At 66.6% G+C, this 25878-nt stretch carries 23 protein-coding genes; 7 read left to right on the plus strand and 16 right to left on the minus strand.

Features of this window, described 5'->3' with window-relative positions; translation table 11 throughout:
* Positions 1-44 precede the first annotated feature (44 nt).
* From DBZ45_RS05520 to DBZ45_RS05560, 9 genes are all read right to left on the minus strand, one after another.
* Positions 45-332 (minus strand): hypothetical protein, encoded by a 288-nt coding sequence (locus DBZ45_RS05520; RefSeq protein WP_111902916.1) that lies wholly within the window; start codon positions 330-332, stop codon positions 45-47.
* A gap of 2 nt (positions 333-334) precedes the next feature.
* Positions 335-763: an acyl-CoA thioesterase gene (locus tag DBZ45_RS05525; protein WP_111903014.1), complete on the minus strand. Its 429-nt coding sequence runs from the start codon at positions 761-763 to the stop codon at positions 335-337.
* Positions 764-822: 59 nt separating this feature from the next.
* A complete protein-coding gene (locus tag DBZ45_RS05530) occupies positions 823-2904 on the minus strand; it encodes an ABC transporter ATP-binding protein (protein ID WP_111902917.1) in 2082 nt (693 codons plus the stop codon).
* Positions 2901-4634 carry an ABC transporter ATP-binding protein gene (locus DBZ45_RS05535; protein WP_111902918.1) on the minus strand — a complete coding sequence of 578 codons (1734 nt, stop codon included), beginning with the start codon at positions 4632-4634 and terminating at the stop codon, positions 2901-2903. The genes DBZ45_RS05530 and DBZ45_RS05535 overlap by 4 nt, the downstream gene beginning before the upstream one ends.
* A 327-nt stretch (positions 4635-4961) precedes the next feature.
* Positions 4962-6935 carry an MFS transporter gene (locus tag DBZ45_RS05540; protein ID WP_223256950.1) on the minus strand — a complete coding sequence of 658 codons (1974 nt, stop codon included), beginning with the start codon at positions 6933-6935 and terminating at the stop codon, positions 4962-4964.
* Positions 6936-6996: 61 nt separating this feature from the next.
* On the minus strand, positions 6997-7494 hold the full coding sequence (locus DBZ45_RS05545) for a MarR family winged helix-turn-helix transcriptional regulator (protein WP_111902920.1): 498 nt from the start codon (positions 7492-7494) through the stop codon (positions 6997-6999).
* 179 nt (positions 7495-7673) lie between these two features.
* Positions 7674-9338: a thiamine pyrophosphate-binding protein gene (locus DBZ45_RS05550; protein ID WP_111902921.1), complete on the minus strand. Its 1665-nt coding sequence runs from the start codon at positions 9336-9338 to the stop codon at positions 7674-7676.
* A complete protein-coding gene (gene speB, locus DBZ45_RS05555) occupies positions 9335-10447 on the minus strand; it encodes an agmatinase (protein WP_111902922.1) in 1113 nt (370 codons plus the stop codon). The genes DBZ45_RS05550 and speB overlap by 4 nt, the downstream gene beginning before the upstream one ends.
* A 165-nt stretch (positions 10448-10612) precedes the next feature.
* Positions 10613-11188, minus strand: a complete 576-nt coding sequence (locus tag DBZ45_RS05560; RefSeq protein WP_111902923.1) for a helix-turn-helix domain-containing protein — start codon at positions 11186-11188, stop codon at positions 10613-10615.
* Positions 11189-11479: 291 nt separating this feature from the next.
* On the opposite strand from DBZ45_RS05560, the gene DBZ45_RS05565 reads away from it, so the two are divergent.
* The gene (locus tag DBZ45_RS05565; RefSeq protein WP_111902924.1) at positions 11480-13003 is read left to right on the plus strand and encodes a sodium:solute symporter; all 1524 of its coding nucleotides are present in this window, start codon (positions 11480-11482) and stop codon (positions 13001-13003) included.
* A 167-nt stretch (positions 13004-13170) separates the two neighbouring features.
* Here DBZ45_RS05565 and DBZ45_RS05570 read toward each other — a convergent pair whose 3' ends face one another.
* The gene (locus tag DBZ45_RS05570; protein ID WP_111902925.1) at positions 13171-13407 is read right to left on the minus strand and encodes a hypothetical protein; all 237 of its coding nucleotides are present in this window, start codon (positions 13405-13407) and stop codon (positions 13171-13173) included.
* 247 nt (positions 13408-13654) lie between these two features.
* Here DBZ45_RS05570 and DBZ45_RS05575 point away from each other — a divergent pair, with 247 nt between their 5' ends.
* The gene (locus tag DBZ45_RS05575; protein WP_111902926.1) at positions 13655-14839 is read left to right on the plus strand and encodes a VIT1/CCC1 transporter family protein; all 1185 of its coding nucleotides are present in this window, start codon (positions 13655-13657) and stop codon (positions 14837-14839) included.
* Between the two features lie 156 nt (positions 14840-14995).
* On the plus strand, positions 14996-16051 hold the full coding sequence (locus DBZ45_RS05580) for a matrixin family metalloprotease (RefSeq protein WP_111902927.1): 1056 nt from the start codon (positions 14996-14998) through the stop codon (positions 16049-16051).
* 44 nt (positions 16052-16095) lie between these two features.
* On the opposite strand, the gene DBZ45_RS05585 is transcribed toward DBZ45_RS05580, so the two are convergent.
* The 5 genes from DBZ45_RS05585 to DBZ45_RS05605 all read right to left on the minus strand — a co-directional run bounded on the left by DBZ45_RS05585 (position 16096) and on the right by DBZ45_RS05605 (position 21032).
* Positions 16096-17229 (minus strand): LOG family protein, encoded by a 1134-nt coding sequence (locus DBZ45_RS05585; protein WP_111902928.1) that lies wholly within the window; start codon positions 17227-17229, stop codon positions 16096-16098.
* Between the two features lie 154 nt (positions 17230-17383).
* On the minus strand, positions 17384-18160 hold the full coding sequence (locus DBZ45_RS05590; RefSeq protein ID WP_111902929.1) for an SDR family NAD(P)-dependent oxidoreductase: 777 nt from the start codon (positions 18158-18160) through the stop codon (positions 17384-17386).
* A 36-nt stretch (positions 18161-18196) separates the two neighbouring features.
* On the minus strand, positions 18197-19564 hold the full coding sequence (locus DBZ45_RS05595; protein WP_111902930.1) for an MFS transporter: 1368 nt from the start codon (positions 19562-19564) through the stop codon (positions 18197-18199).
* A gap of 211 nt (positions 19565-19775) precedes the next feature.
* The gene (locus tag DBZ45_RS05600; protein WP_111902931.1) at positions 19776-20483 is read right to left on the minus strand and encodes a FadR/GntR family transcriptional regulator; all 708 of its coding nucleotides are present in this window, start codon (positions 20481-20483) and stop codon (positions 19776-19778) included.
* Positions 20484-20564: 81 nt separating this feature from the next.
* The gene (locus tag DBZ45_RS05605; RefSeq protein ID WP_111902932.1) at positions 20565-21032 is read right to left on the minus strand and encodes a polyketide cyclase / dehydrase and lipid transport; all 468 of its coding nucleotides are present in this window, start codon (positions 21030-21032) and stop codon (positions 20565-20567) included.
* 41 nt (positions 21033-21073) lie between these two features.
* Between DBZ45_RS05605 and DBZ45_RS05610 the strand changes: the two genes are divergently transcribed.
* From DBZ45_RS05610 to iolB, 3 genes are all read left to right on the plus strand, one after another.
* Entirely contained in the window at positions 21074-22066 is a 993-nt protein-coding gene (locus tag DBZ45_RS05610) for a gamma-glutamyl-gamma-aminobutyrate hydrolase family protein (RefSeq protein ID WP_111902933.1), read from the plus strand.
* A gap of 145 nt (positions 22067-22211) precedes the next feature.
* Positions 22212-22952 (plus strand): GntR family transcriptional regulator, encoded by a 741-nt coding sequence (locus tag DBZ45_RS05615; RefSeq protein ID WP_111902934.1) that lies wholly within the window; start codon positions 22212-22214, stop codon positions 22950-22952.
* A gap of 103 nt (positions 22953-23055) precedes the next feature.
* Positions 23056-23973, plus strand: coding sequence for a 5-deoxy-glucuronate isomerase (iolB, locus tag DBZ45_RS05620; RefSeq protein ID WP_111902935.1), 918 nt, complete (start codon positions 23056-23058; stop codon positions 23971-23973).
* A gap of 6 nt (positions 23974-23979) precedes the next feature.
* Here the strand turns inward: iolB and DBZ45_RS05625 are convergent, their stop codons facing one another.
* On the minus strand, positions 23980-25245 hold the full coding sequence (locus DBZ45_RS05625; protein ID WP_111902936.1) for an MFS transporter: 1266 nt from the start codon (positions 25243-25245) through the stop codon (positions 23980-23982).
* 171 nt (positions 25246-25416) lie between these two features.
* On the opposite strand from DBZ45_RS05625, the gene DBZ45_RS05630 reads away from it, so the two are divergent.
* Positions 25417-25866, plus strand: coding sequence for a MarR family winged helix-turn-helix transcriptional regulator (locus DBZ45_RS05630; RefSeq protein WP_111902937.1), 450 nt, complete (start codon positions 25417-25419; stop codon positions 25864-25866).
* The last annotated feature ends 12 nt before the right edge of the window (positions 25867-25878 follow it).

Consider the following 25878-nt stretch of genomic DNA (forward strand, 5'->3'; position numbering starts at 1 on the left):
TTACAGGGTTAACCTGAACGCAAGCACCATGGCCGACCTGAAGGCTACTTGCCGGTAACAGGTGGCAGTCGCTTCCGGCCGAAGGCGAAATAGCAGCCCGGGCCGATGAAATTGACCAGGGTGGCCAGCCGCCAGAACATCTTGGAGCCGCGGATTTGCTCGGCGGGACGGCGTGAAAGGTCCCGCTGGGCAGCGGCCAGGAAGGCGAGCTGTGCGGCTCCAATCCCGATGGTGCCGATGCGCGCAACAGGCGGAAGTTCCTTCCAGGACTTTTTCTTCCCTCCCGCTTTTTTCGCTCCCACATTCCACGTTCCGGCGCGCTTCGTTTTCACGGTCAATGCTCCTTGCGTTCAATGAAGGGCTCCAGCAGCTGCTTCTGCTCGGGAGTCAGCCGCAGTACCCTTCCGGTGGCTTCATCGACAAAGGCCAGGTGGCTTGAGGCCTTCACACAATCGTCGCCAGTTACCGGGTCCTGCACAAGGTAGTGAATGTCGAAACTCGCGCCCTTGACGGCCCCGACCCATACCTGGACCGTCGCCGGAACGTTCCGGTACTCGAGGGTCTTCACGTACCGGATCCGGTGGTCCACCACGAGTGCCATGGTCCCCTTGGGAACCTCGTTGAACAGCGACACGTGAGGGTCTATCCCGGGCAGCCCGGCGCCGGCGGGCGGGCCGAAGGCGGCGATGCGCGCCTCCTCCAGCATGCGGACGATCTGCACGTTGTTGATGTGCCCGTAGGCGTCCATGTCCCCCCAGCGCATGGGCACAAGCACCTCAATGCGCCGGGGGTCCCGGTGGCCGCCTCCGGGGTTCGCGGCCATCAGCTGTGCACCGCCGTCGAATCGTCCACGGGCGTCTCCTCGGCATCCGCGCCGGCAAACTGCGACATGTACAGCCGGAAGTAGGCGCCCTCGGCGGCGAGCAGGGTCTGGTGGTTGCCCTGTTCCACGATCTTGCCGTTCTCCATGACCAGGATGGTGTCGGCGTCGCGGATCGTTGACAGGCGGTGCGCGATGACGAAGCTGGTCCGGTCCGTGCGCAGGGCTGCCATGGCCTTCTGCACCAGGAGTTCGGTGCGGGTGTCCACCGAGCTGGTGGCCTCGTCCAGGATGAGCAGCGACGGGTTGGCCACGAAGGCGCGGGCGATGGTGATGAGCTGCTTTTCACCGGCGCTGACGTTGTTGCCCTCTTCGTCGATGACGGTGTCGTAACCGTCGGGCAGCGCCCGGACAAAGCGGTCCACGAAGGTGGCCTTGGCCGCTGCCATGACCTGGTCCTCGGTGGCGTCCAGCTTGCCGTACCGGATGTTGTCGTAGATAGACCCGCCGAACAGCCAGGCGTCCTGCAGCACCATGCCCACCTTGGAGCGCAGCTCGGCCCGGCTCAGCTGGGTGACGTCCACGCCGTCGAGCGTGATGGAACCGGAGTTGAGCTCGTAGAAGCGCATGACCAGGTTCACCAGCGTAGTCTTGCCCGCGCCGGTGGGTCCGACGATGGCCACGGTGTGCCCCGGCTCCGCCGTGAAGGACAGGTTCTCGATCAGCGGCTTGTCCGGCGTGTAGCTGAACGTGACGTCCTGGAACTCCACGTGGCCGTCGGTCTTGGCCGGCAGGTGCCGCGTGGCGGTCTCGGCGTCCTGCTCATCCGCGTCCAGGAACTCGAACACTCGCTCGGCGGAGGCCACACCGGATTGCAGCATGTTGGCCATGCCCGCCATCTGCCCCAGCGGCTGGGTGAACTCGCGCGAGTACTGGATGAAGGCCGTGGCGTCGCCCAGGCTCATGCTGCCCGAGGCAACCCGCAGGCCGCCCACGACGGCGATGCCGACGTAGCTGAGGTAGGAGACGAACTGCATCACGGGGAAGATGATGCCGGACACGAACTGCGCGCCGAAGCTGGCCTTGTACAGGGCCTCGTTGCGCTCCTCGAAGCGTTCCAGCATGTCGGCGTCGCGGCCAAAGACGCGCACCAGGTCATGCCCGGAGAAGGACTCCTCAATCTGGCCGTTCAGCTCACCGGTGTTCTTCCACTGCGCCGCGAACAGCTTCTGGCTGCGCGCGCCGATCACGCCGGCCGCCGCGCCGGACAACGGCAGTGCAATCAGGGCGATCAGGGCCAGCTGCCAGGAGACGATGAACATCATGATGACGATGCCGACCACCGTCAGCACCGAGCTGATGAGCTGGGCGAACGCCTGCTGCAGCGCCTGCTGCACGTTGTCGACGTCGTTGGTTACCCGGGAGAGCACGTCGCCGCGCTGGCGGGTGTCGAAGTAGTTCAGCGGCAGCCGGTTGAGCTTCTTTTCCGTGTCGTCGCGGAGCTGCCGGATCACCTTCATGACGATCCTGTTGAGGACGTAGCCCTGGAGCCACAGGAAGATGTTGGCCACGAAGTACATGAGCAGCACGGCTGAAATCAGGACCGTCAGCTTCTGGAAGTCGATGCCGGTACCGGGCACGAGCTCCATCCGGGAGACCATGTCCGCGAAGTTGTCCTGGCCCTGCGCCCGCAGCCCCTCGACGAACTGGTCCTTGCTGACGCCGGCGGGCAGCTGTTTGCCCACCACACCGCCAAAGATCACGTCCATGGCCTGGCCCAGCACCTTGGGCGCAATGACATTGAGGATCACGGAAATGATCACCATGCCCACCACGACGTAGATGCCGGCGGCCTCCGGCTTCAGCAGGCCCATGAGGCGCTTGGCGGACGGCCAGAAATGCTGGGCCTTCTTGGCCGGCATCGCGCCGAACATGCCGCCGTCGGCCTCGCCCGGCTTGTACTCCTCCTCGACGAAGTCATCGTCTTCGAGGATCGGAGCTTCCGCGGCAGCCTGGCTCTGGAGCTTCGCAGCGTCCTTGCTGGTGCTGGCGTCCTGGCTTGTGCCCTTCTTGTCGGCGCTCATGCCACGTCCTCCACGCTCAGCTGGGACTCAACAATTTCCTGGTAGGTGGGCGACGTTTCGAGGAGTTCCTCGTGCGTCCCCCGGTCCACGATCCTGCCGTTGTCCAGCACCAGGATCTGGTCCGCCTCGGTGATGGTGGAGATGCGCTGCGCGACGATGATGACCGTGGCGTCGGTGGTGGTGCGCTTGAGGGCGGCACGCAGCCGGGCGTCGGTGGCCACGTCCAGTGCGGAGAACGAGTCGTCGAAGAGGTACACCTTGGGCTTGGTGACCAGGGCGCGCGCGATGCAGAGGCGCTGGCGCTGGCCGCCGGACACGTTGGTGCCGCCCTGGGCGATGCGGGCCGCAAGCCCGCTCTTCTTTTCCCTCACGAAACCGTCTCCCTGGGCCACATGCAGCGCATCCCAGAGCTCGTCGTCGGTCGCCTCCGGCTTACCGAAGCGGAGGTTGTGTTCGACGGTTCCGGAGAACAGGTAGGGCCGCTGCGGAACGAGGGCCACGCGCTTGGTGATTTCCGCCCGGTCCAGCTGACTGACGGGGACGCCGTCGAGGAGCACCTCGCCGTCGGCCACATCGTAGAGGCGCGGCAGCAGTGACAGCAGGGAGGTCTTGCCGGCACCGGTGGAGCCGATGATGGCCACCGTCTCCCCGGGCCGGGCGGTGAAGCTGATGTTGCTCAGGACCGGGGCCTCGGCCCCGGGGTAAGCGAAGGTGACGTTGCGGTACTCCACCACACCCTCCAGATCCCGGGGCGTGACCGGCTGCCGGGGGTCGTGGATTGACGGTTCGACGTCGAGCACTTCGCCGATGCGGTCTGCGCAGACGGACGCGCGCGGAATCATCATGGCCATGAAGGTGCCCATCATGACCGCCATGAGGATCTGGAGCAGGTACTGCAGGAACGCTGTCAGGGAGCCGACCTGCATGTCGCCGGCGTCCACCCGCTGGCCGCCGAACCAGAGCACGGCCGCGGTGGACAGGTGCAGGATCATGCCGATGGCAGGGAACATCAGGACGAACAGTGCACCGATCTTGAGTGACACGTCCGTCAGTTCCTTGTTGGCCTGGCCGAAGCGCTCCGCCTCATACGGTTCCCGGACGAAGGCACGGACCACGCGGATGCCGATGATCTGTTCGCGCAGGACCTCGTTGATGCGGTCGATCTTCGTCTGCATGGAGCGGAACAGTGGCATGAGGCGCACCACGATGTAGCCGACCACCACAATAAGGATGGGGACCGAGACCCAGACCAGCCAGGACAGGTTGATGTCCTCGCGCAGGGCCATGATGATGCCGCCGATGCACATGATGGGCGTGGACACCATGAAGTTCAGGCCCATCAGCACCAGCATCTGGACCTGCTGGACGTCGTTGGTGCCGCGGGTGATCAGGGTGGGCGCGCCAAACGCGTTCACATCCTTGGCCGAGAAGCTTGTTACCTTGCGGAAAACCCCGCGGCGAAGGTCGCGGCCCATCGCCATGGCAGTCTTCGACCCGAAGTAGACGCCGGCGATGGCGGCGCCCACCTGGAGGAAGGCCACGAGGAGCATGACGGCGCCGGTGCGCCAGATGAAGTCGGTGTCGCCGCGGGAGACACCCTCGTCAATGATCTGGGCGTTGAGGCTGGGCAGGTAGAGCGCCGCAATGGTGGATGCCAGCTGGAATGCAATGACAGCCAGGATGTACGGCAAATACGGTCTGGAGTAACGCCGTATGAGGGTGACGAGCATGCTCACGGGTCCTTCGGGAGAGCGCGAATGAGTTAGGAGAAGTAATAGCAGACGGGTCTGACAGCCCAAGCCTTCCAACTCTACGAAATCTGTTGCCCGTGCGAAACGTCGCGCGCGAAGATCATCCCAACGGACGACGCCGGCTCCTGCACACAAGCGCGAACGTACACTTCAGCACCTCAACCCGAGCGCGAACGGACACTGGGCGCCCTAGGGAGCTCCCGCCGTCGTACGCCCTGCCCCTCAATTAGAGTTTTTGTCCAGATAATGGCCTTCCGCGGGGGTTTAGCGGCCAATATCTGGACAAAAACTTTGTCTGAGCGGGCGCTATTCGCCGCGGTGCTTGCCGTGCGAGGCGATGTAGTGCGCCGCGGCGCTCTGAAGCTTCCGTTCCTTGCCCAACCGGCGGCTCAACGCCTTCAGTTCGGCGCTGACCCTGGCCTGCTCCTGAGCGATGATTCGCTGCTGCTCAGCCTGCCGGGCCACGGCGTTCAGGGCCGCGGCAAGCTGGACCTGCTGTTCCGCGAGGAGCCGTTGCGTTTCCTGGAGAAGGGGAACCACATCCGCAGGCTTGTTGTGCATCTCGGCCAGCATGGTCCGGGCCCGCGCCGGCGGATCGTTCATCGGCAGGACAGGTTCCGCCGCCCGCTGCCGGCCGGGGTAGGACGGTGACTGGGCGCCGCTAGCCAGTTGGCGGGTCAGCACTTCGGCAAATTCACGCTCGAGCTCGTCGTCGGAATACTCAGTGCCGGGCCGCACTGAACCGGGCCCGGCATCGGGTTCAGCGTCAGCAGCAGCCTCCGGACGGATGTCAACGGTCCGGCGCAGCGGCTGTTCCTTGATCAGGAGCACGGCAATGAGGGCCACAACCGCAATGACGGCAGAGATGAGGAAAATCTCGGCAGTGGCGTCCCCGTAGGCCGCGCGCATGATGTCCCGAATCGGGGCAGGCATGTCGGCCAGGTCGAGGCTGGCGCCGGAAGAGCCGGAGCCTGCCTTGATGCCGGCATCGGCCAGGCCCTGGGTGGCCAGTTCCTTGACCCGGTTGCTCATGATCGCGCCCAGCACGGACACGCCGATTGCACCGCCGACGGAGCGGAAGAACGCCACGGAAGCACTGGCTGTGCCGATATTGCTGGCGCTGACCGTGTTCTGTACGGCCAGGACGAGGTTCTGCAGGAGCATGCCGAGCCCCAGGCCCAGGATCGCCGTGAACACTCCGGCCTGCCACAGTTCCGTGGTGTGGTCCATGGTGCCTGCGAGGCCGAGCCCGCCGATCAGCAGGACCGTGCCCGCGATCAGGTAGCGCTTCCATTTGCCGGTGCGGCTGATCATCTGCCCCGAAACCACGGAGCCGATCAGGTTGCCGGCGATCATGGGCAGGGTCAGGAGACCGGCCTCGGTGGGTGTTGCGCCGCGTGCCACCTGGAAGTACTGGCCCAGGAAGGTCGATGAGCCGAACATCGCCACGCCCACGGCCACGGAGGCCCAGATCGCCAGGGCGGTGGTGCGCTCCGAGATGATCTTCAGCGGGATGATGGGCTGCTCAACCTTGGATTCAACCAGCACGAGCAGGGCCAGCAGCACGACGCCGCCGCCCACCATCAGTGCCGACTGCCAGGACCACCAGTCGTAGTAGTCGGGGTTGCCGGCGAACGACACCCAGATGAGGAGCAGGCTGACGCCGCTGGTCAGGAGGATGGAACCGAGCCAGTCGATCTTGGCAGGCCGCTTGACGTGCTGGATCTTGAGGGTGATCTGCAGCAGGATCAGGGCCACGACAGCGAGCGGCACGCAGACGAAGAACGTCCAGCGCCAGCCCAGCGGGCTGTCAACGATGAAGCCGCCAAGCAGCGGTCCGCCGGCCGTACCGACGGCCATGACCGCACCCATGTAGCCGGAGTACTTTCCGCGGTCGCGGGGCGGGATCATGGAGCCGATGATCGCCTGGGCCAGCGCGGTCAGGCCGCCCATGGCGATGCCCTGGACCACGCGGGCCGCCAGCAGCAGCGGGATGGTCTGGGACAGGCCGGCCATCACCGAGCCCGCCACGAAGATCACGATGCTGAGCTGGACCAGGACCTTCTTGTCGAACAGGTCAGCGAGTTTGCCCCAGACCGGGGTGGTGGCCGCGTTGGCCAGCAGCGCGGCGGTGATGACCCACGCGAAGTCCGTCTGCGTGCCCTTGAGCTCGGACATGATGGTGGGCAGCGCGTTGGCAACGATGGTGCTGCTGAGGATCGCGGTGAAGAAAGCGGCCAGGAGCCCGGTGAGGGCCTCCATGATCTGCCGGTGTGTCATGGGGGCCTGGGGCGGGTGGGCCGACGGGCGTGACGTGGCCGTCGCGGAGACGGCAGCGTGGCTAGCCAATGAACTGCTCCTTGCGTTTGGTAGTGGTTGTGGCGGGGCCGGCCGTCGTTGCCCGGGCGGATTCCCGCAGGGATTCCGCAAGTTTGGAGAGTACTTTCGCCGTCTCCGCGGCGTCCTGCTGGCTCCAGTCCTTGAGGTATTCCTGCAGGGTGGCCACGCGGTGTTCCTCGATCTCGACGAGCTTCGTGCGGCCTGCGTCGGTAAGGGCGACCAGCTGCGCGCGGCCGTCGTCGGGGTCGGGCCGGCGGTGCACCAGCCCGAGATCCTCAAGCTCTGCGATGTGCCGGCTGAGGACCGGAGCGCTGACTCCCAGCCTTGCGGCGAGGTGCGTGGCGCGGGACTCCTTCTCCCCCACGAAGCGAAGGACGCCCTGCAGCGCGACTCCCGCTTCGAGTCCGCGCGAGTTCGAGACTGCCGCGCACCGGACGGCACGCTGGAGGTCAAAGATCTGGCGCACGAGTTCGGCCGCAGTGTTTGGCTCAACTGCCATGATGGAAACCCCTTATTGCTTGCCTTAGGCAACTATAGCAATAAATGGTTGCTTTAGGAAACTAGTTCGGGCCGGGGTGTCGGGGTGCGTTAAACGCCAAGCGCGAACTGGCAGCTGATGCCCGCAAAATCGGATTTGGGGGGCATCAGCTGCCAGTTCGCGCTGGTTGTGGGGGTGGGTTAGTCCCCCAGATGGGTGGGGGCGAACATCTTGAGCAGTGTTTCGACGACGACGACGTTCGGGCCGTCTGCGGCGAATCCCGCCTTGAGCGCGTCCCCTACGTTTTCCGGGGCGACCCGGGTGGCGGGCACGCCGAAGGATTCCGCCAGTTTCACAAAGTCGGGCCGGGCGAGTTCGGTGGCGGTGGCCTTGCCGAAGGCACCCACCATGTATTCGCGGAGAATGCCGTAGCCGCCGTCGTCCACGATCAGCCAGGTGACCGGCACGTTGTGCTGCTTCGCGGTGGCGAGTTCGGCGATGGAGTACATGGCCGAACCGTCGCCGGAAACCGCCAGAACGCGGGCCGAAGCAGCGGACCTGCCCACGGTTTCCAGGCCCACGGCCCCGCCGATCGCCGCCGGGAACCCGTAGCCCAGGCCACCGGCGCCCTGGGCCGAGTGGAACTGCCCTTCGCGGGCATCCCAGCAGCTCCAGCCCCAGTACGCGGAGATGGTCATGTCCCAGAACGTCTGCATGTCCGCCGGAACTGCCTCGCGGATGTCGGCCATGAACTTCAGTTCCTTGGCCAGGTCCTGCGACTCCAGCCGCTCCTTCACCTTCCGCAGTGACTCCCGCACGAGGTCCTCGGGGGTGGTTCCGTGCCAGTCGGGCCGGGCGTCGGCGGGCACCACCAGCGAAGCGTCGAGGGCCGCGAGCGCCTGGCCGGCATCGGCGCGGATTCCCAGCCCAGGCCGGTTGGATTCCAGGACGCGTGGTTCGGCGTCGATCTGGATGATCCTGCCGCGGGGTTCAAAGGTGAAGTAGTTGGAGGTGACTTCGCCGAGCGAGGAGCCGATAACGACCAGGACGTCCGCGTCTTCGAGAAGGTCCGTCATGTGCCGGTCCTCAATCCACGACTGCAGCGACAGTTCGTGGTTCCAGGGGAAGGCCCCGTTGCCGCCGGGCGTGCAGATGACCGGAGCCCGGAGCTTTTCCGCGATCGAGAGCAGGGACTTTTCCGCCCGGCCCCGGCGGGTTCCGCCGCCGGCGATGATGGCCGGACGCTCCGCCGTCGACAGCCATTTCACGGCTTCGCGGACAAGCTCGACGCGCGGCGGGTTGTCCGCCGCTTCGGCCAGCGCATCCTCCACCGGCGGCACCATGATGGGATCCAGCAGCACGTTCTGCGGGACTTCCAGCCACACCGGACCCTGCGGCGAGGAGATCGCCTCGGTCCAGGCATCCTGGATGGCGGACGGAATGCCCGACGCGTGCTGGATCAGGCGCTGGCTCTTGGTGACGTTGGCAGCTGACGCCTTCTGGTCATCCAGCTGGTGCAGCATGCCTTTCCGGCGGGCACCCAGCCCCTCGAGCGGGATCTGGCTGGCAACCACCACCATGGGCACACCGGTAGCATAGGCTTCCTGGAGCCCGGCGAGCGACGTCAGAGCTCCCGGCCCGGTGGACAGGAACAGCACGCCCACCTCACCCGTGGCACGCGAGTAGCCGTCCGCCGCAAACGCAGAATTGTTCTCCACCCGGGAGGACACGAACTTCAGGTTGCCCCGGCCCATCGCGTCGAAGAGGCCCAGCGCGTGCTGGCCGGGGATGCCGAACACCGTCTTCGCGCCCAGCGCCTCGAGGGTTTCGACGACGAGGTCCCCGCCGTTGCGGACACCGGTCACTGGGAGTACTCCCCCACCGCGGCACGGACGGCGCCGTTGTCGGCGGGCTCGGGCGACGCTGCCGCGAACCCGGCAGGGCGGCGGGCTTCCCGGCCCAGGGCCTGGGCGGCGTAGCCGGTTTCGGCGCCGAAGCGGTCGCCCGCTACGCTGTTGTCCGCCATGAGGGTGACGAGCTCGTAGGCAACATGGCTGGCGGCCACGCCGGTGATCTCGGCGTGGTCGTAGGCCGGGGCCACTTCAACGACGTCGGCGCCAACGAGGTTCATGCCGCGGAAGCCGCGGATGATCTCCAGCAGCTCCCGGCTGGTGATGCCGCCGGCTTCCGGCGTGCCGGTTCCGGGCGCATGGGCGGGATCCAGAACGTCGATGTCCACGGAAATGTACAGCGGACGGTCCCCGATCCGGTCCCGCACCTTGGCCACAGTCTCGAGAACGCCCTGGTAGTAAACGTCCGCGGAGGTGACGATGCCGAACCCGAAGCGGTGGTCGTCGTCGAGGTCCTTCTTCCCGTACAGCGGGCCGCGGGTGCCGATGTGGCTGATGGCCTCCGTATCCAGGATGCCCTCCTCCACGGCACGGCGGAACGGCGTGCCGTGGGTGTATTCGGCGCCGAAGTAGGTGTCCCAGGTGTCCAGGTGGGCGTCGAAATGCAGCATGGCGATGGGCCCGCCGGCGCGCTCGGCGGCGGCGCGCAGCAGCGGCAGCGCGATGGTGTGGTCGCCGCCGAGGGTGAGCAGTTTGCTGCCGGCCGCCGTCAGGTCGAGGGCGTTCTGCTGGATGGTCTCGATGGCCTCGTTGATGTTGAACGGGTTCACGGCCATGTCGCCGGCGTCAGCCACCTGGCAGTTCTCGAACGGGCTGACGTCCCAGGCGGGGTTGTACGGGCGGAGCAGCCGGCTGGCCTCGCGGACGTGGTTGGCGCCGAAGCGGGCACCGGGGCGGTAGGAAACACCTGAGTCGAAGGGCACGCCCACCACGGTGATGTCCGACTTGGCGACCTGGTCCAGGCGCGGCAGGCGGGCATAGGTTGCTGCCCCGGCGTAGCGGGGAATACGGGATGAATCGATTGGGCCAAGGTTGCCGTTGGCTTCGATGCGCAGCTCTTCCAAAGGGACGCCTCTCCTTCGAGGATGAATTGTGGAGGGTGGGTTGTGACAGCCATCATACACACGGAGTTGCCCATTATGCACCCACTGTTTACCAGTCATCGGGAAACTCGGGCAGCAAAAACCCGGACTGCCAAACAGGCAGCCCGGGTCCAAAGCAGAAGGGTGCTACCGGCTGGCGGCAGGCACCAGCACCCAGAGAACTTCCACGGCCTCATCGGTGGGGTTGACCCAGGTGTGCGGTTCCCGGCCCGGGAAGGTCACAGTATCGCCGGTGGTCAGCTCGTACTCCTCGTTCGTGAGAATGAGCTTGATGGTCCCCCTGATCACATGCAGGACATCGACGTCGCAGTCAACGGCGTACAGCTCCGATTCGCCGCGTCCGCGCGGATCGATGACGGCCTGGATAATCTGCACGCGCCGCTCGGACCGTGCGGTCAGCAGCCGCTCCACGATCCCCTCGCCGCCGAGGGAGATGCGGGGACCCGCGTCCCGCTTGGTCAGATGGGTTTCCGGCGCCGCGAACAGGTCGCCAATGGAGATCGACAGCACCTGGCAGAGAGTAACGAGGGACGCTACAGACGGGGAGGTCAGGTCCCGCTCCACGCGGCTCAGGAAACCTTTGGTCAACCCGGTAGCGTCGGCCACCTGCTCGATGGTGAGCCGCTGAGACTGGCGCGCGGCACGGATTCTTGAACCGATGGCAACCGGAACATTGCTCGGCTCAACTGGTAGTGCCTTCATTTACGAACCTTTCACGGCCGGCAGCCCGGCCCCATCATTGGAGACATATTAGCGGCCCGGCCCCTCCGTGACGCGGGGCAAACCGCACCGCGGGGCTTTGCGTCTTGACTGTTACTCGAATCACAGCCTACGCTCTTACGCAACAACTGTTGCTTGTGAAGCAACTCTCACGAGGAGACGCGCAGCAAGGAACCCAGCGTTCCCCCAGATTTCCGTTCAGTGCAGCGCCATCCGGCCAGCCCGCTCCCGGCGAGGCCCGCAAGCTGCCAAAGCTCCAAGGATCCCCAAATCATGGACGCAAGTTTCGTCAATATCGCCATCGTGGTGGTCTACCTGGCCGCCATGCTGGCCTTCGGCTGGTGGGGCAAGTCCCGTACCAAGAACAACAGCGACTTCCTCGTGGCCGGCCGCCGCCTGGGGCCGTTCCTCTACACCGGAACCATGGCCGCCGTCGTCCTGGGCGGTGCCTCCACCGTTGGCGGCGTCGGCCTGGGCTACAAGTTCGGCATCTCGGGCATGTGGCTCGTGGTGGCGATCGGCGCCGGTGTCCTGCTGCTGAGCCTGCTCTTCGCCGGCACCATCCAGAAGCTGAAGATCTACACCGTCTCCCAGATGCTGTCCCTGCGCTACGGCAGCCAGGCGACCCGGACCTCCGGCATCATCATGCTGGCCTACACCCTGATGCTCTGCGCCACCTCCACGAGCGCCTACGCCACCATCTTCGTGGTCCTGTTCGGCTGGGACCGGGCACTCGCCATCGCCATCGGCGGCGCCATCGTGCTGGTGTACTCGACCATCGGCGGCATGTGGTCCATCACCCTGGCCGACCAGGTCCAGTTCGTCATCAAGACCGTGGGCATCTTCTTCCTCATGCTGCCTTTCACGCTCAACGCAGCCGGCGGCCTGGACGGCATCCGCAGCCGTGTGGAGGCCAGCTTCTTCCAGATTGACGGCATCGGCGTCCAGACGATCATCACCTACTTCGTCGTCTACACCCTGGGCCTGCTGATCGGCCAGGACATCTGGCAGCGCGTGTTCACCGCCAAGACGCCCCGGGTTGCCCGCTGGGGAGGCGCCACGGCCGGCATCTACTGCATCCTGTACGGCGCAGCGGGCGCCATGATTGGCCTGGCCGCCCGCGTGGCGCTGCCGGCCATCGACGTCGCCACCGAAGGCAAGGACGTGGTCTACGCCGAGGTCGCCCAGAACCTGCTGCCCATCGGCATCGGCGGCCTGGTTCTCGCCGCGGCCGTCGCGGCCATGATGTCCACCGCGTCCGGCGCCCTGATCGCGGCCGCCACCGTGGCACGTGCAGACGTGCTGCCGTTCGTCGCCGGCTGGTTCGGCAAGAACATTAATACCGACGACTCCGATAACCCGGAGCACGACGTCAAGGCCAACCGTATGTGGGTCCTCGGGCTGGGAATCGTGGCCATCCTGATCGCCATCATCACCAAGGACGTCGTCGCAGCCCTCACCATCGCCTACGACATCCTGGTGGGCGGCCTCCTCGTGGCCATCCTCGGCGGACTCATCTGGAAGCGCGGCACCGGCATCGCGGCCGCGGCGTCCATGGCGGTCGGATCCGTGGTGACACTCGGGACCATGATCGTGCTGGAGATCAATGCCAAGGCACCGCTGGACGGCGTCTTCGCCAACGAGCCGATCTACTACGGCCTGCTCGCCTCCGCGGTGGTCTACATTGCAGTGTCGCTGCTGACCAAGCCCACGGACCCCGCGGTCATGAGCCGCTGGTACCGCCGCGTGGCCGGCAGGGACACGGAGGAAGTTCCGGTTACGGCCAGCTCCCGGTGATTTTCCCGGCGACCCGGCAGTTCTAAGACGTACGACGACGGCGGTGCCTCCCAGCGTGAGGAGGCACCGCCGTCGTGGGCCCAGGAGTTGGGCTAAAGCAGGAGGGAACGGTCCAGGACGAAACGGACGTCAGTATTGGAACGGACGCCAGTGCTGAAACGGGCGCCTTAGGCTTCGTAGCCTTCGTCCGCACGGAACTCGTCGTCCGCGTCGCGCGGAACTACCCGTTCGTCGTCGTCCACTGCCCCGGAGCTGGCGGGGACAACCCTTTCCTCGGAGTCGAGGAATTCGTCTTCCGTGTCCCAGTCTTCGTCCACCGGCGCGTCCTCGGCAAAGTCGTAGGCGGGATCGGACTCGATGGTATGGCGGGTGTCCGGCTCGGGGCGCGATCCGTTGGTGTTCATCAGGCAGACCTCCGTGTGGTTGGACTTCCGTGCCCGGCATCGGCGGGGCACATTTTCATCAGATCACCGCGGGTGCAGGCGGTCAAGGGCGTCCGCACGGGCCGGCGGCTTTGCCTCTGGCGGCCGGAGTTATTGAGGGTTCCCTAAACTTCTCACTAAGGGCTACCGGCCGAAAAACCGCGGAATTACGCGGTAAAGTGGGCGATGCAATGGGGCCGTAGTATGTCCCAGCTACCCAGGAGTTCCCGTGTCTCAGCACGCAAAATCTGACCCTCACACCACCGGCAGCGCGTCCGCACCCACTGCTTCCAGCACCGGCGCCGCACCCAACGGGATCGCCGCACCCCGGCCGGAGCCCACCGCCGCGGACATCAAGCGCTGGCGCCAGTACCTCGCCGACGAGCGGGCCGAGGCTTCCGTCTACCGTGACCTCGCTCAGAACCGCTCCGGGGAAGAGCGCGCCATCCTTTTGGCCCTCGCCGAAGCCGAAGGCCGCCACGAGGCGCACTGGCTGAAGCTGCTCGGCGAGCACGCGGGCAAGCCCCGGCACGCCTCCTTCCGCAGCCGCCTCCTGGGCTTTCTCGCCCGGCACTTCGGGTCCGTTTTTGTGCTCGCACTGGCGCAGCGGGCCGAGGGCCGCTCCCCCTACACCCGGGAACCGTCCGCCACCCCGGCCATGGCGGCCGACGAACAGATCCACGAGGAAGTGGTCCGCGGCCTGGCCACGCGCGGCCGCAACCGGCTGGCCGGCACCTTCCGCGCCGCCGTCTTCGGCGCCAACGACGGACTGGTCAGCAACCTCTCGCTGGTCATGGGCATGGCCGCCACGGGCGTTGGCAGCGGCGTGGTCCTGCTCAGCGGCATCTCCGGGCTCCTGGCCGGCGCGTTCTCCATGGGCGCCGGCGAATTCGTGTCCGTCCGTTCCCAGCGCGAGCTCCTGGCCGCCACCCGGCCCACCCAGGTGACCCTGGTGGCGGCGCCCCAGCTGGACATCGAACACAACGAGCTCCTGCTGGTCTACCTTGCCCGCGGCATGTCGCGCGAGGCCGCCGAACACCGCGTGGCCGAGCGCATGGGCCTCTTCACGTGCGACTGCGACCCGAGCCTCTCGCTCCATCCCGAACTGCCCGAGACCGAGGACGAGCACGAAGCCGTGGGCACCGCCTGGGGCGCCGCGCTCTCCAGCTTCTGCTTCTTCGCTTCGGGCGCCATCGTGCCCATCATTCCCTTCCTCTTCGGCATGACCGGGATCGCCGCCCTGATCGTGGCGGCCGTCCTCGTGGGAATCGCGCTGCTGGCCACCGGCGGCACAGTCGGCCTGCTGTCCGGCACCTCGCCGCTCACCCGCGGGCTGCGGCAGCTCGCCATCGGGCTGGGAGCGGCCGGCGTCACCTACCTCCTGGGCATGGCGTTTGGCGCTGTGATCGCCTGATTGACGGGGATTTCCTGAACTTCCCAGTCGCTCAGGTGGATTCCCGGCAGCTGGTTTCCGGGAGTGGCGGGCGGAACTGTAAAGTGGGCCTGTTTGCCTGATGCTTATGTCCCTTCCGGAGGCGACGCCGCCGAGGAATGCCGTGAAAGGGGTGCAGTGGAGAGTCATGACCCCGGTCGCATTCAACGCCGGCACCGGCACCGGCCGCGGCACTCGGGTCCGGCCACCGCGGCGGCGAGGTTTATCCGCCGTCTAATCGTGCTCGCTGCCCTCGGTTGTGCAGCATTCCTTGCGGCCGGAATGGCATACGGGGACGCCCGCTTTGCGGGCGTACTGAATTTCCGCATCGGCTCCGGGGACCAGCCCGCGTCCTGGCAGGATGATTCCGGCCGGGACGATTCTGGCCAGGATGAGGCCGGGCAGGATCGTGCTGGCCAGCACCAGACTGGCCAGAATCCGGCCGGGCAAACGGGGCAACCCGGGCACAGCGGCGGGTCCCGCGGAGCCGAGTCCGGCGCGCCCGGAGGCCCGGGCAGTGCCGGGGGCGCACCGCCGTCGGGCCTGGAGGAAGCAGCCACTCCCCTGGGCACGCCGGCGCCACCTCCGGAGCCCAGCAGCTCGTACAAATTTCTGGCTGTGAACAGTGACGGCTCCCCCGTGGGCTACTCACCCTGCCGTCCGCTGCATTACGTAGTGAATGCCAGCCTGGCGCCGGAAGGTGCGGCGGGCCTGGTTTACCTGGCGGTCGAGGAAATCTCGCGCGCCACCGGCATCCAGTTTGTGAACGACGGAGCCACCGAAGAGAAGCCTACGGACCAGCGCGCCCCCTACCAGCCCGGGGCCTACGGCGACCGCTGGGCTCCCATGCTCATCAGCTGGACCACACCGGACGTTGCTCCCAAGCTGGGCGGCAAGGTCATCGGCACCGGCGGCAGCACCCACTACAGCTACGGAAACGGGCCCAAGAGCTACGTCACCGGCAGCCTGGAACTCGATGCCCCGCAGATGGCTGCGGAACTGGAACGCCCCGACGGCACCGCCTACGCCACCGCCGTCATCCTCCATGAACTGGGCCACGTGATGGGGCTGGAACACGTTGACGACCCCGTACAGCTCATGTATCCGGAGATCGGCGCCCCCGACGGCCTCGCGGCCGGCGACCTGAACGGCCTGTACCAACTGGGCAAGGCGCCCTGCCGCAAGGACCTGTAAGCGGCCCTCACACTCCAGCGGGGCGTTATGCCACCGGGGGCGCTTTACCCGCTGAGGACCGCGAGCGCCTCGTCCACGGTGTCCACCAGGAAGATCCGCTGCTCCATGGCCCGGCCGGCGGCGAGGCTTTGCAGCATGGGCCAGGCCGGGAACCGCTCCTCCCAGTGTTCCCGGCCCACCAGCACCATGGGCGTCATGGTCTCCTGGGCGCCGTAGTAGTTCTCGCAGGCATCCTGGAAGATCTCCTGCACGGTGCCCGCGGCACCGGGCAGGAACACGATCCCGCCGTTGCAGACCTCCAGGAGAATGGCCTCGCGGACGGCGTTGGCAAAGTACTTGGCGACGTGCGTGGCGAAATAGTTGGGCGGCTCGTGGCCGTAAAACCAGGTGGGAATGCCGAGGGACGCTGTTCCGCCCGGAAAGCGTTCGACGGCGGCTGCCGCAGCACGGGCCCAGGCGGACACCGAGGGGCGGAAGCCGGGGACGGCCGCCAACTCTCGAAGCACACTGTGAAAATCGTCGTCGTCGGCCGCACTGAGGTAGGCACCCAGGTTCGCCGCCTCCATGGCCCCGGGCCCGCCGCCGGTGGCCACCAGGTGGCCGCGGCGGGCCAGGAGCCGGCCCAGCGTGGCAGCAGCGGCGAAACCGCCGGTCCCCCGCTGCAGGGCGTGGCCGCCCATGACCCCGACGATGAAACGGCCCCCGCTGTTGAGGCTGCGGACGAACTCCTCCAGGGCATCGCCGACGGCGTGATCGTGCAGGGCTGCCGCAAGCGTGGAATCGAGGCGGTTCCGCTGGCCCGGCCGCATGCTCCATTGGTAGACCAAAGCGTCAGGGGTTTTCTCGTAGGGCTCATCGAGGATGCCTGCGTACAGCTCCTGCGGGGTGTAGAGCCCCGCCCGGTACGGATTGAAAGGAACGCCGGTAAGCCGCGGAAAAATCAGGGCGCCCCGGCTGCGGAGTGAAGCCTCCACGCCCGGGTCGAAGGTGCAGCCCAGGAAAATCGCGCCCTCGGCGTCCAGGGCTGCCAGGGCGGTGCCCCGTCCGCGGAGGTCAAGCGACTGCGCGTGCCAGCCGTGCATCGCCCGGGCCCCGGCATTCACCAGCCGGTCGAAGCTGGCGACGCTGTTCACCTCAAGAGTCCGCGGGCTGGGGTTCAGGCTGCCAGAGGGGTTCATGGTGCCCAGCCTAGTGCCGTGTTCAGCACTGCCACCGAAGCCCGTGCCGGGAACTCGACGACCTGAAAACCCAACTAGGTAGCAGCTGTGGGCGTTCCCAGCGCTGAGAACGCCCTGTGCTGCTACCTAGTTGGGTGGAAATATCAGGAACGGGTCAGGAAACCTGCAGGCCGCCGTTGATGTCGTAGGTCGCAGCCGTGATGTAGCCCGAGTCCGCACCCAGCAGGAAGGAGATCAGCGCAGCCACTTCCTCGCGGGTTCCCACGCGGCCCATCATGATGCCCTCGGACATCTGTGCCTTGCGCTCCTCGCTCAGCGTGCCGCCCATGATGTCGGTGTCAACCGGGCCGGGGGCGATGGCGTTCACGGTGACGCCGAACTCGCCGACCTCGCGGGCCAGGGCACGGGTGAAGCCGATGATGCCGGCCTTGGAGGCGCTGTAGGCAACCTTGGAGTAGGTTCCTCCGCCGCGCTGGGCGGAGATGGAGGAGATGCTCACGATGCGGCCGAGCTTGCGTTCGATCATTCCCTTGAGGACCCGCTGTGACACCACGAAGGTGCCGCGCATGTTGATCGCGAAGACCTTGTCCCACTCGGCAACCGTGGTTTCCATGAAGGGGGTCGGCGAGCTGATGCCGGCCAGGTTAGCAAGGGCCACGATCGGCGGCAACGACTCTTCGATCTCCGTGATGGCCCGGTCCACGGACGCCTCGTCGGAGACGTCGGCGCCGACGCCGATTGCCTTCACTGCACGGTTGGATCCGATCTCCGCGGCCGCGGCCTTTGCGTCCTCGGCGTTGATGTCGAGGATCGCGATGGACCAGCCTTCGCTGGCCATGCGGTCAGCTGCTGCGCGGCCGATGCCGCGGGCAGAGGCCGCGCCGGTCAGCACAACGGTGCGTTCTGCGGGGAAAGGGGTGATTGAGCTCATTACGGGTATTCCTTCGGGTGGTTCTCGGATGGGTCTTTAGCGGCTGGCCGAAACGTCTGCGGCGGCCTTGACTGCCGGATCCAGCGCAGCGTCGCCTTCGGGGCGCTTGCGGGCATAGAGGTAAGTGGCAACGGCCGTGACGCACAGGCAGAAGGAGAGGAAGAGCAGGCCGCTCTGGTTGTTGCCGGTGGCGTCCTTCAGGATGCCCACTGCGTAGGGGGCGACGAATCCGCCCAGGTTGCCCAGCGAGTTGACCATGGCCAGGCCGGAGGCGGCGGCTGCGCCGGTGAGCGCTGCGGACGGCATCGACAGGAACGGGGCAATGGCCCCGTAGATGCCCATGGCCGAGGCGGTCAGGGCAATGAGTGCCAGGACAGGGTTGACCGGAAGCAGGAAACCGGCGGCCAGCAGGCCCAATCCGGCGAGGACCATGCTGACAGCGCTGTGCCAGGCACGCTTGCCGGTCTTGTCAGCGCGCTTGCTCCAGAAGTAGACGAAGACCGCGGCGATGGCGTACGGGATGAGGACGATGAATCCTACCTCGGCGGTGGAGAACTTGCCCAGGGCGGCGACGATGGTGGGCATCCAGAGGCCCAGGCCATAGATGCCGCAGACCAGGCCGAAGTAGAGAGCCGAGTAGACGATGGTGCGCTTGTCCTTGAGGCCGGCCAGGAAGTTGTGGCTGCTGCCCTTGGACTTGGCTGCCAGTTCGGCGTCCATGGTGGTGGCGAGCCATTCGCGCTCGTCGGCGTTGAGCCACTTGGCGTCCCGCGGACGGTCCGTCATCAGGAAGGGGGTCAGCACGCCCAGCAGGATGGCGGGGATGCCTTCAATGATGTAGAGCCACTGCCAGCCCTGCAGGCCCATGATGCCGTCCATCTGGAGGAGCAGGCCGGAAACGGGGGCACCCAAAGCGTTGGAGACGGGCTGCGCCAGGATGAAGATGCCCAGTACGGTGACCCGCTGTGCGGCCGGGAACCACAGGGTCAGGTAAAAGAGGATGGCGGGGAAGAAGCCGGCCTCGGCCGCGCCCAGCAGGAAGCGGATGATGTAGTAGGTGGTTTCGCCGTTCACCAAGGCCATGGCCGCTGCGAAGATGCCCCAGGTGATGAGGATGCGGGCCAGCCACTTGCGGGCGCCGAACTTGTACATGCCGGCGTTGCTGGGGATTTCGAGCACGGCGTAGCCGAGGAAGAAGATGCCGGCGCCCAGGCCGTAGGCTGCGGCGCTCAGGCCGATGTCCTCGCTCATGGTCAGCTTCGCGAAGCCGACGTTGTTCCGGTCCAGGTACGCGATGAAGTAGAGGAGCACAATCAGGGGCATTACGCGGCGGCGGACCTTGCGGAGCGTGCGGTCTCCAAGCTCGCCAAGTCCGGAGGACTTTGTGGTGAATGAAGTCATCATCGACCTTCTGTCTGTCGGTTTCCGGTCCGGCGGCTTCGCCCGGGGAATCCGATGCTTTTTCTGATGGGTTCTTTCCGCCTCAGAGGGGAATGTCTGCACTTGATCTGATGTCAGACATCTGACGGAAGGACATGACCAAAAGCATAGGAGGGTGACGAGCGTTACGTCAAGACGAAAGGGTTGGTTCCTGCAAAATGGCCGGGTTCAGATCCTATGAACGGTTGCCGTGGACGTAGCGTTCGTAGTCCTCGAAGGTCTGGTCCATATGCTCGTCCATGGCCTTGCGGGCCAGCTCGGAGTCGCCTGTGAGTATGCTCTCCAGCACGCGCTGATGGAAGGCGATGGCGTGGCGCTGGATCTCCTCGATGGCCGACGTCTCGCGGCGGGCGCGGTACAGGGACTGGCCCAGCTGGGCCAGGAGGGCGCGGACAAACGGGTTGCCGGAGGCCTTTAGGACGGTGTCGTGGAAGGCGATGTCCGCGGTCACGAACCCGTCAAGGTCGCCGGCCTGGTGAAAACGCTTCATGTCCGCGATGGACGCCCGCATCTCCTCGGCATGCTCAGGAGTGTGGCGCCTTGCGGCGAGCGCGGCGGCGCCGGTCTCCACCATTCGCCGCACCTCGATCAGGCCGCGGGAAACCTGGTCGTCCGCGTTGCCGTGCGACGCTGCCTTGATGATCGCGTCGAGGCCGGTCCAGCTGTCCGCAGGATTCACGAACGTTCCGCGGCCGGCTTTGACATAAAGGATGTTCTGCGCCCGGAGTGCCTTCAGCGCTTCGCGGGCGGTCAGGCGGCTGACGTCGTAGGCCTTGGCGATGTCGGCTTCCGGCGGCAGTGCATCGTGCGGCTTGAGCCTCCCGTCAAGAATGTCGTCCAGCAGACCGTCAACCAGGTCGTCAACAAGTGTCCTGCGCCCCATCGACTGTCCTACTTTCGCCTTGCCTATTGCTCCCAACATTACCGAAACCCCCGCAGTCCCAGTAAAACGGCACGAAGTGCGTCAGCCCGCGGCTTGCGCGCCCGTAACGCATGAGTCCAGCCTGGCAAGCGTCCTGTCGATATTCGCCGGATGGCGGGCAAGGTAGCCAGCAAGGCGGAGCAGGAATTTGCCGCGCACACTGCGCGCATCCCACTGTTCTGTCACGAGCGTCCCGGGAACGCCACTGCTGTCCGTGGCCGGTTCCAGCAGGTAACGCCACACATGCCCGTAGAAGTGACGCCAGCCGATCCGCTGGCCCTCCTCGAACTCAGTGACGGTGTTGAGAATCCGGTAATTAACCCTGATCTTCATTTCCATGCCGAATTTGGCCCCCGGGCCAAGACGCAACGGACCCCGCGGCTGGGCACCCTTGACAGTGCCTGACCCGTCGATTTCGCTGTGCAGCGCGGGAGTGGCCAGGACCTCGAAGACCACGTCCGGCGCCGCGGCGATGAAACGGTCCCGGGACACCAGATAGCGGTTATTCATCGGGCCAGCCTAACCGGCCGGATATGGGGCAGAATTTGAGGATGCAGAATTCACCGCGGAATTCAGGAACAGCGCAGACCCCAGACGCAGCGCAGAACCCGGACACAGCGCCGGATGCAGACGAGGCACAGAGCGCGGCGCCGCGCAAGGAGCGCCGGCCGCGGATCGGCATCCCGGTCCGGCTCAGCAGCTCGACAGATCCGGATCCTCGGGTGGCAAAGGCCAACAACCTCTTCGGCTGCATCGTCAGCCTCATCCGCGATGTCGGCGGGGAGCCGGTGCTGCTCACCGCTGAGTCACTGGAAGGCGGACTGAGCGGCGCACCCAACAGCGGAACGGCCGACGGCGGAACTTCCGACGGCGGAAAGGCGCCGGACGCGCCCGAGTCCCTTGACGGCGTCGTACTTCCCGGCGGCGGCGACGTTGACCCGCGCCTCTACGGCCAGGAACCGGGGCCCGCGCTCTATGACGTCAACGCGGAGCAGGACCGGCTGGACATCGCGGTGGCGCGGCGCGCACTCGATGCCGGCACGCCGGTGCTGGGCATCTGCCGCGGGCACCAGCTGCTCAATGTCCTCTACGGCGGAACGCTCGTCCAGGACATGACACCGGGTACCGTGGCGCACCGCCAGATCCCGGCAGCGGCCAACAGGCCGTGGGTCTGGCACGAGGTGACCATCACCCCGGGATCCAAAGTGGCGAAGATGTACGCCGCCGCCGAAAATCCGGAGGCCGGGAGGACGGCCTCCGCCGGCGCCGCTGCGGCCGTGGGCGAGGCGGCCGCACGTGGCACAGCCGCAAGCGACGTACGCGCAATGGAGGTCAAAATCGCTTCCGGCCACCATCAGGCTGTGGACCGGGTGGCGCCGGGGCTGCTGGTGACCGCCGTGGCTGATGACGGCACGGTGGAGGCGCTGGAGGATCCCGAGCGGTGGGTCGCCTCGGTGCAGTGGCATCCGGAAGCCGTGGAACTGACCGAAGAGCAGAGGCTTGCCCCGTTCCGCGTCTTCGTGGAGGCCTGCCGCACTCCCTGACTGCCTGCGTCCCCTGGTTGCCGGGCTCCTTGACTGCCGGCGGCGCCCTGCTATGATCAAAATCAGAGTATGTCCTAACAAACGGACATGCACTGACATACAGGCCTTCTGGACGCGGGAACCTGCAGCACAAAGGGAGCACTCAATGGCGAACCAACTACGCCTCAGCATCGACCGCTCGTCGCCGGTGCCGCTGTACCATCAGGTCGTCCAGGGCATCGAGGCCGCCATCCATACCGGGCTGCTGGAACCCGGGAGCCGACTGGAGAACGAGATCGATCTCGCGGCCCAGTTGAATCTCTCGCGCCCCACCATGCGCAAGGCGATGGACGAACTGGTCCGGTCCGGGCTGCTGGTCCGCAAGCGGGGTGTCGGCACGCAGGTGGTGTCCAGCCAGGTCCGCCGCCCGCTTGAGCTGTCCAGCCTGTACGACGACCTGACGAACAACGGCAGCAAGCCCACCACCGAGGTGCTCACCTTTGCCCACATCGAGGCCGACGCCGCCACCCGGGAGGCCCTGCACCTCGCCGCCGGGGCCAAGGTCTACCACTTCACCAGGCTCCGGAAAGTGGGCGGCAAGCCGCTGGCCCTGATGGAGAACTGGGTGCGCGACGACATCACGCACATCGACGAGGACCTGCTGAAGGCGCAGGGCCTGTACGGCATCCTGCGCAGCGGCGGCGTCAACTTCCGGCTGGCCACGCAGCGCATCGGCGCAATGGTGGCCAACGACTACCAGGCTCCCCTGCTTGAGACGGAACCGGGCTCAGCCCTGGTCACCATGGAACGCACCGCCGTCGATGACACCGGCCGGAACGTCGAGACCGGACACCACGTCTACCGCGGCGACTCCTACAGCTTCGAAATGACACTGGTTCAACGCTAGGAACAAACAGGCTCCTTCAGCGCGGGGCGGCGTCTTGCCTGCCCTTGCGCCGCGCCGTCGCGCGCCGAACCGAGCACCGCACATCCGAAAGGGACACGAACTTATGGCTGAATGGGTATACCCCCTGGGCAGCGCAGCCGAAGGCTGCTGGGACGTTTCGCTGGGAACGTCCGACTCCAAACTTGCCGTGGAAGGCTGGGAACACACGGGACTGAAGGTGGCCACGCTGGCGCCGGGCGCCGTCGTCGAACTTCCGTCCGCGGCGGAGGAACGGATTGTCATCCCGCTGAGCGGGGCGTTCACGGCCACCGTGGACGGGCTGGACCACCCCCTTGCCGGGCGTGCGAGCGTCTTCAGCGGACCCACCGACGTGCTGTACTCCGGGACGCACAAGGCCGTGACGGTTAAGTCAGCCGACGGCGGCCGGGTGGCCATCGCGACGGCGCCCGCCAAGGTCCAGTACCCGACGCGCCTGATCACCGCGTCGGAGACGCCCGTCGAGTTGCGCGGGGCCGGAAACTGCTCGCGCCAGGTCCACAACTTCGGCACCCCCGCCGCGCTGGAAGCCGACCGCTTCATCGTCTGCGAAGTCCTCACGCCGGCCGGCAACTGGTCCTCCTACCCTCCCCACAAGCATGACGAGGAGAAAGAGGGCGAGACCCAACTCGAGGAGATCTACTACTTCGAGACGCGGGTGGCCGACGTCCCGGGTTCCACGGGTTCAGGTTCTGCCGGCCCCGGCGAGAAGGCGGACGCCATCGGCTACCAGCGGGTCTACGCCTCCGATGACCGCCCCATTGACGTCTCGGCCGAGGTGCGCACCGGCGACGTGGTGCTGGTCCCCTACGGCTGGCACGGCCCGGCCATGGCCGCACCCGGCTACGACATGTACTACCTCAACGTCATGGCCGGGCCCGGCCGCGTCCGCGACTGGCTCATCAGCGACGACCCGCACCACGGCTGGGTGCGCCAGACCTGGGACAGCCAGAACCTGGACCCCCGGTTGCCGTTCGGGGCGTAACGCCGGCTAACGGACGGAAACGGGTCCGACGTCGGCCGGTTCAGCCTGGACTGAACCGGCCGCTTCCGTCTCCACGCTATTCTGGGACGCGACCGCTGCGTCGGCTGCCGAAACCCGGCGGGCAGTTGCTCTTGCGCGGGCGGCAGCGCCGGCCATCACCAGGAGGCCCAGCAGGGTAATCGCGGCCCCTGCCCAGATGGGCGAGGTGTAGCCCAGGCCGGCGGTGATGGTCACGCCGCCGAGCCAGGCGCCCAGGGCGTTGCCCACATTGAACGCGCCGATGTTGGCTCCGGACGCCAGCGTGGGCGCCTTGGCCGCGTACTTCATGACGCGCATCTGCAGGCCGGGCACGGTGGCGAACCCGAAACCGCCGAGGAGCAGCAGGGAGGCGATGGTGAGCATCTGGTTCCCCGCGCTCAGGGCGAAAACCACCAGCACCACAACGAGGACCGAGAGCACGGCGAGCAGGGTGCGGTCGACGTCGCGGTCGGCCGCCCTGCCGCCGAGGGTGTTGCCAACAAACAGGCCTACACCGAAGACAATCAGCAGCCAGGGCACTGTGGACGCGGCGAATCCGGAAACCTCGGTGAGCGTGAAGGCGATGTAGGTGAAGGCGCCGAACATTCCGCCGTACCCGAGGATGGTCACCAGGATGGACAGCCAGACCTGGCCGGAGCGGAAGGCGCGGAGCTCGCTGCGCAGTCCGGCGCTTGCGGCGTCACTGTTCCCGGCCTTGGGCACCAGAGCCAGGATGCCAACCAGCGCCAGCACGCCGATGCCGGTGATGGCCCAGAAGGTGGAACGCCACCCGGCCGCCTGGCCCAGCAGCGTGCCGAGCGGAACGCCCAGGACATTGGCGGCAGTGAGCCCGGTGAACATGATGGCGATGGCGGCGGCCTTCTTGGTCGGCCCCACCATGCCGGCTGCCACCACCGCCCCGATGCCGAAGAAGGCGCCGTGCGCGAGGGCGGCAACGACCCGGCCCGCCATCATCGCCCAGTAGTCAGGCGCGATGGCGGACAGCAGGTTGCCGGCGACGAAAAGCACCAGCAGAACGGCCAGCACGGGCTTGCGCTGGAATCGGGACACTGCGGCGGTGAGTCCCAATGCTCCCACCACGACGGCGAGGGCATAGCCGGAGATGAACCAGCCGGCAGAGGCTTCGCTCACCTGGAAGTCTGCGGCCACCTCGGGGAGCAGCCCCATGATGACGAATTCGGTGAGTCCGATGCCGAACCCGCCGAGGGCTAGGGCTATCAAACCAGCAGGCATGGATGTGCTCCTTCGGAACTGTACGGAATGAGGAGCGCGGCGTAAGGTATTAGTTGCACGCGCGCTATTTCTTGCGATGCAACTAATTGTTGCACACGCAAATATAGCGCGCAAGCAACTATTTTTGCCGGGCTTCGTTCCGGGAGCCGGAGAACTGAAGGAGGAGGAGCCATGGGCATCAAGGACGACGCCGTGGAGGTGCGCGCCCAAGGGTGGCGCACCCTGGCGGCCCTGCACGGGCTGATCGAGGCGGAGCTGGAACGGTCGCTGCAGGGGCAGGCGCAGCTCTCCGTTGTCGAATACACGGTGCTGGACGCGCTCAGCCGGCAGGACGGGTGGCACATGCGCATGCAGCAGCTGGCTCGGGCCACCGCCCTGAGTGCCAGTGCGACCACCCGCCTGGTGAACCGGCTGGAGGACCGCGGCCTGCTGACCCGCATCCTGTGCGCGGACGACCGCCGCGGCATCTACACCGAACTCACCGACAGCGGGAACAAGCTGCTGGCAGAAGCGCGGCCGGTCCACGACGCCGCCCTCGAGCGGACCCTGGCCGAAGCGCAGCAGGTGCCGGAGCTGGCACCCCTGGTGGACGCACTCCCCCGCCTCCACGCCGGCGTCTAGAGCTGGCCGCCC

The sequence above is a fragment of the Arthrobacter globiformis genome (genome assembly GCF_003261175.1).
Classification (GTDB): Bacteria; Actinomycetota; Actinomycetes; order Actinomycetales; family Micrococcaceae; genus Arthrobacter; species Arthrobacter globiformis_A.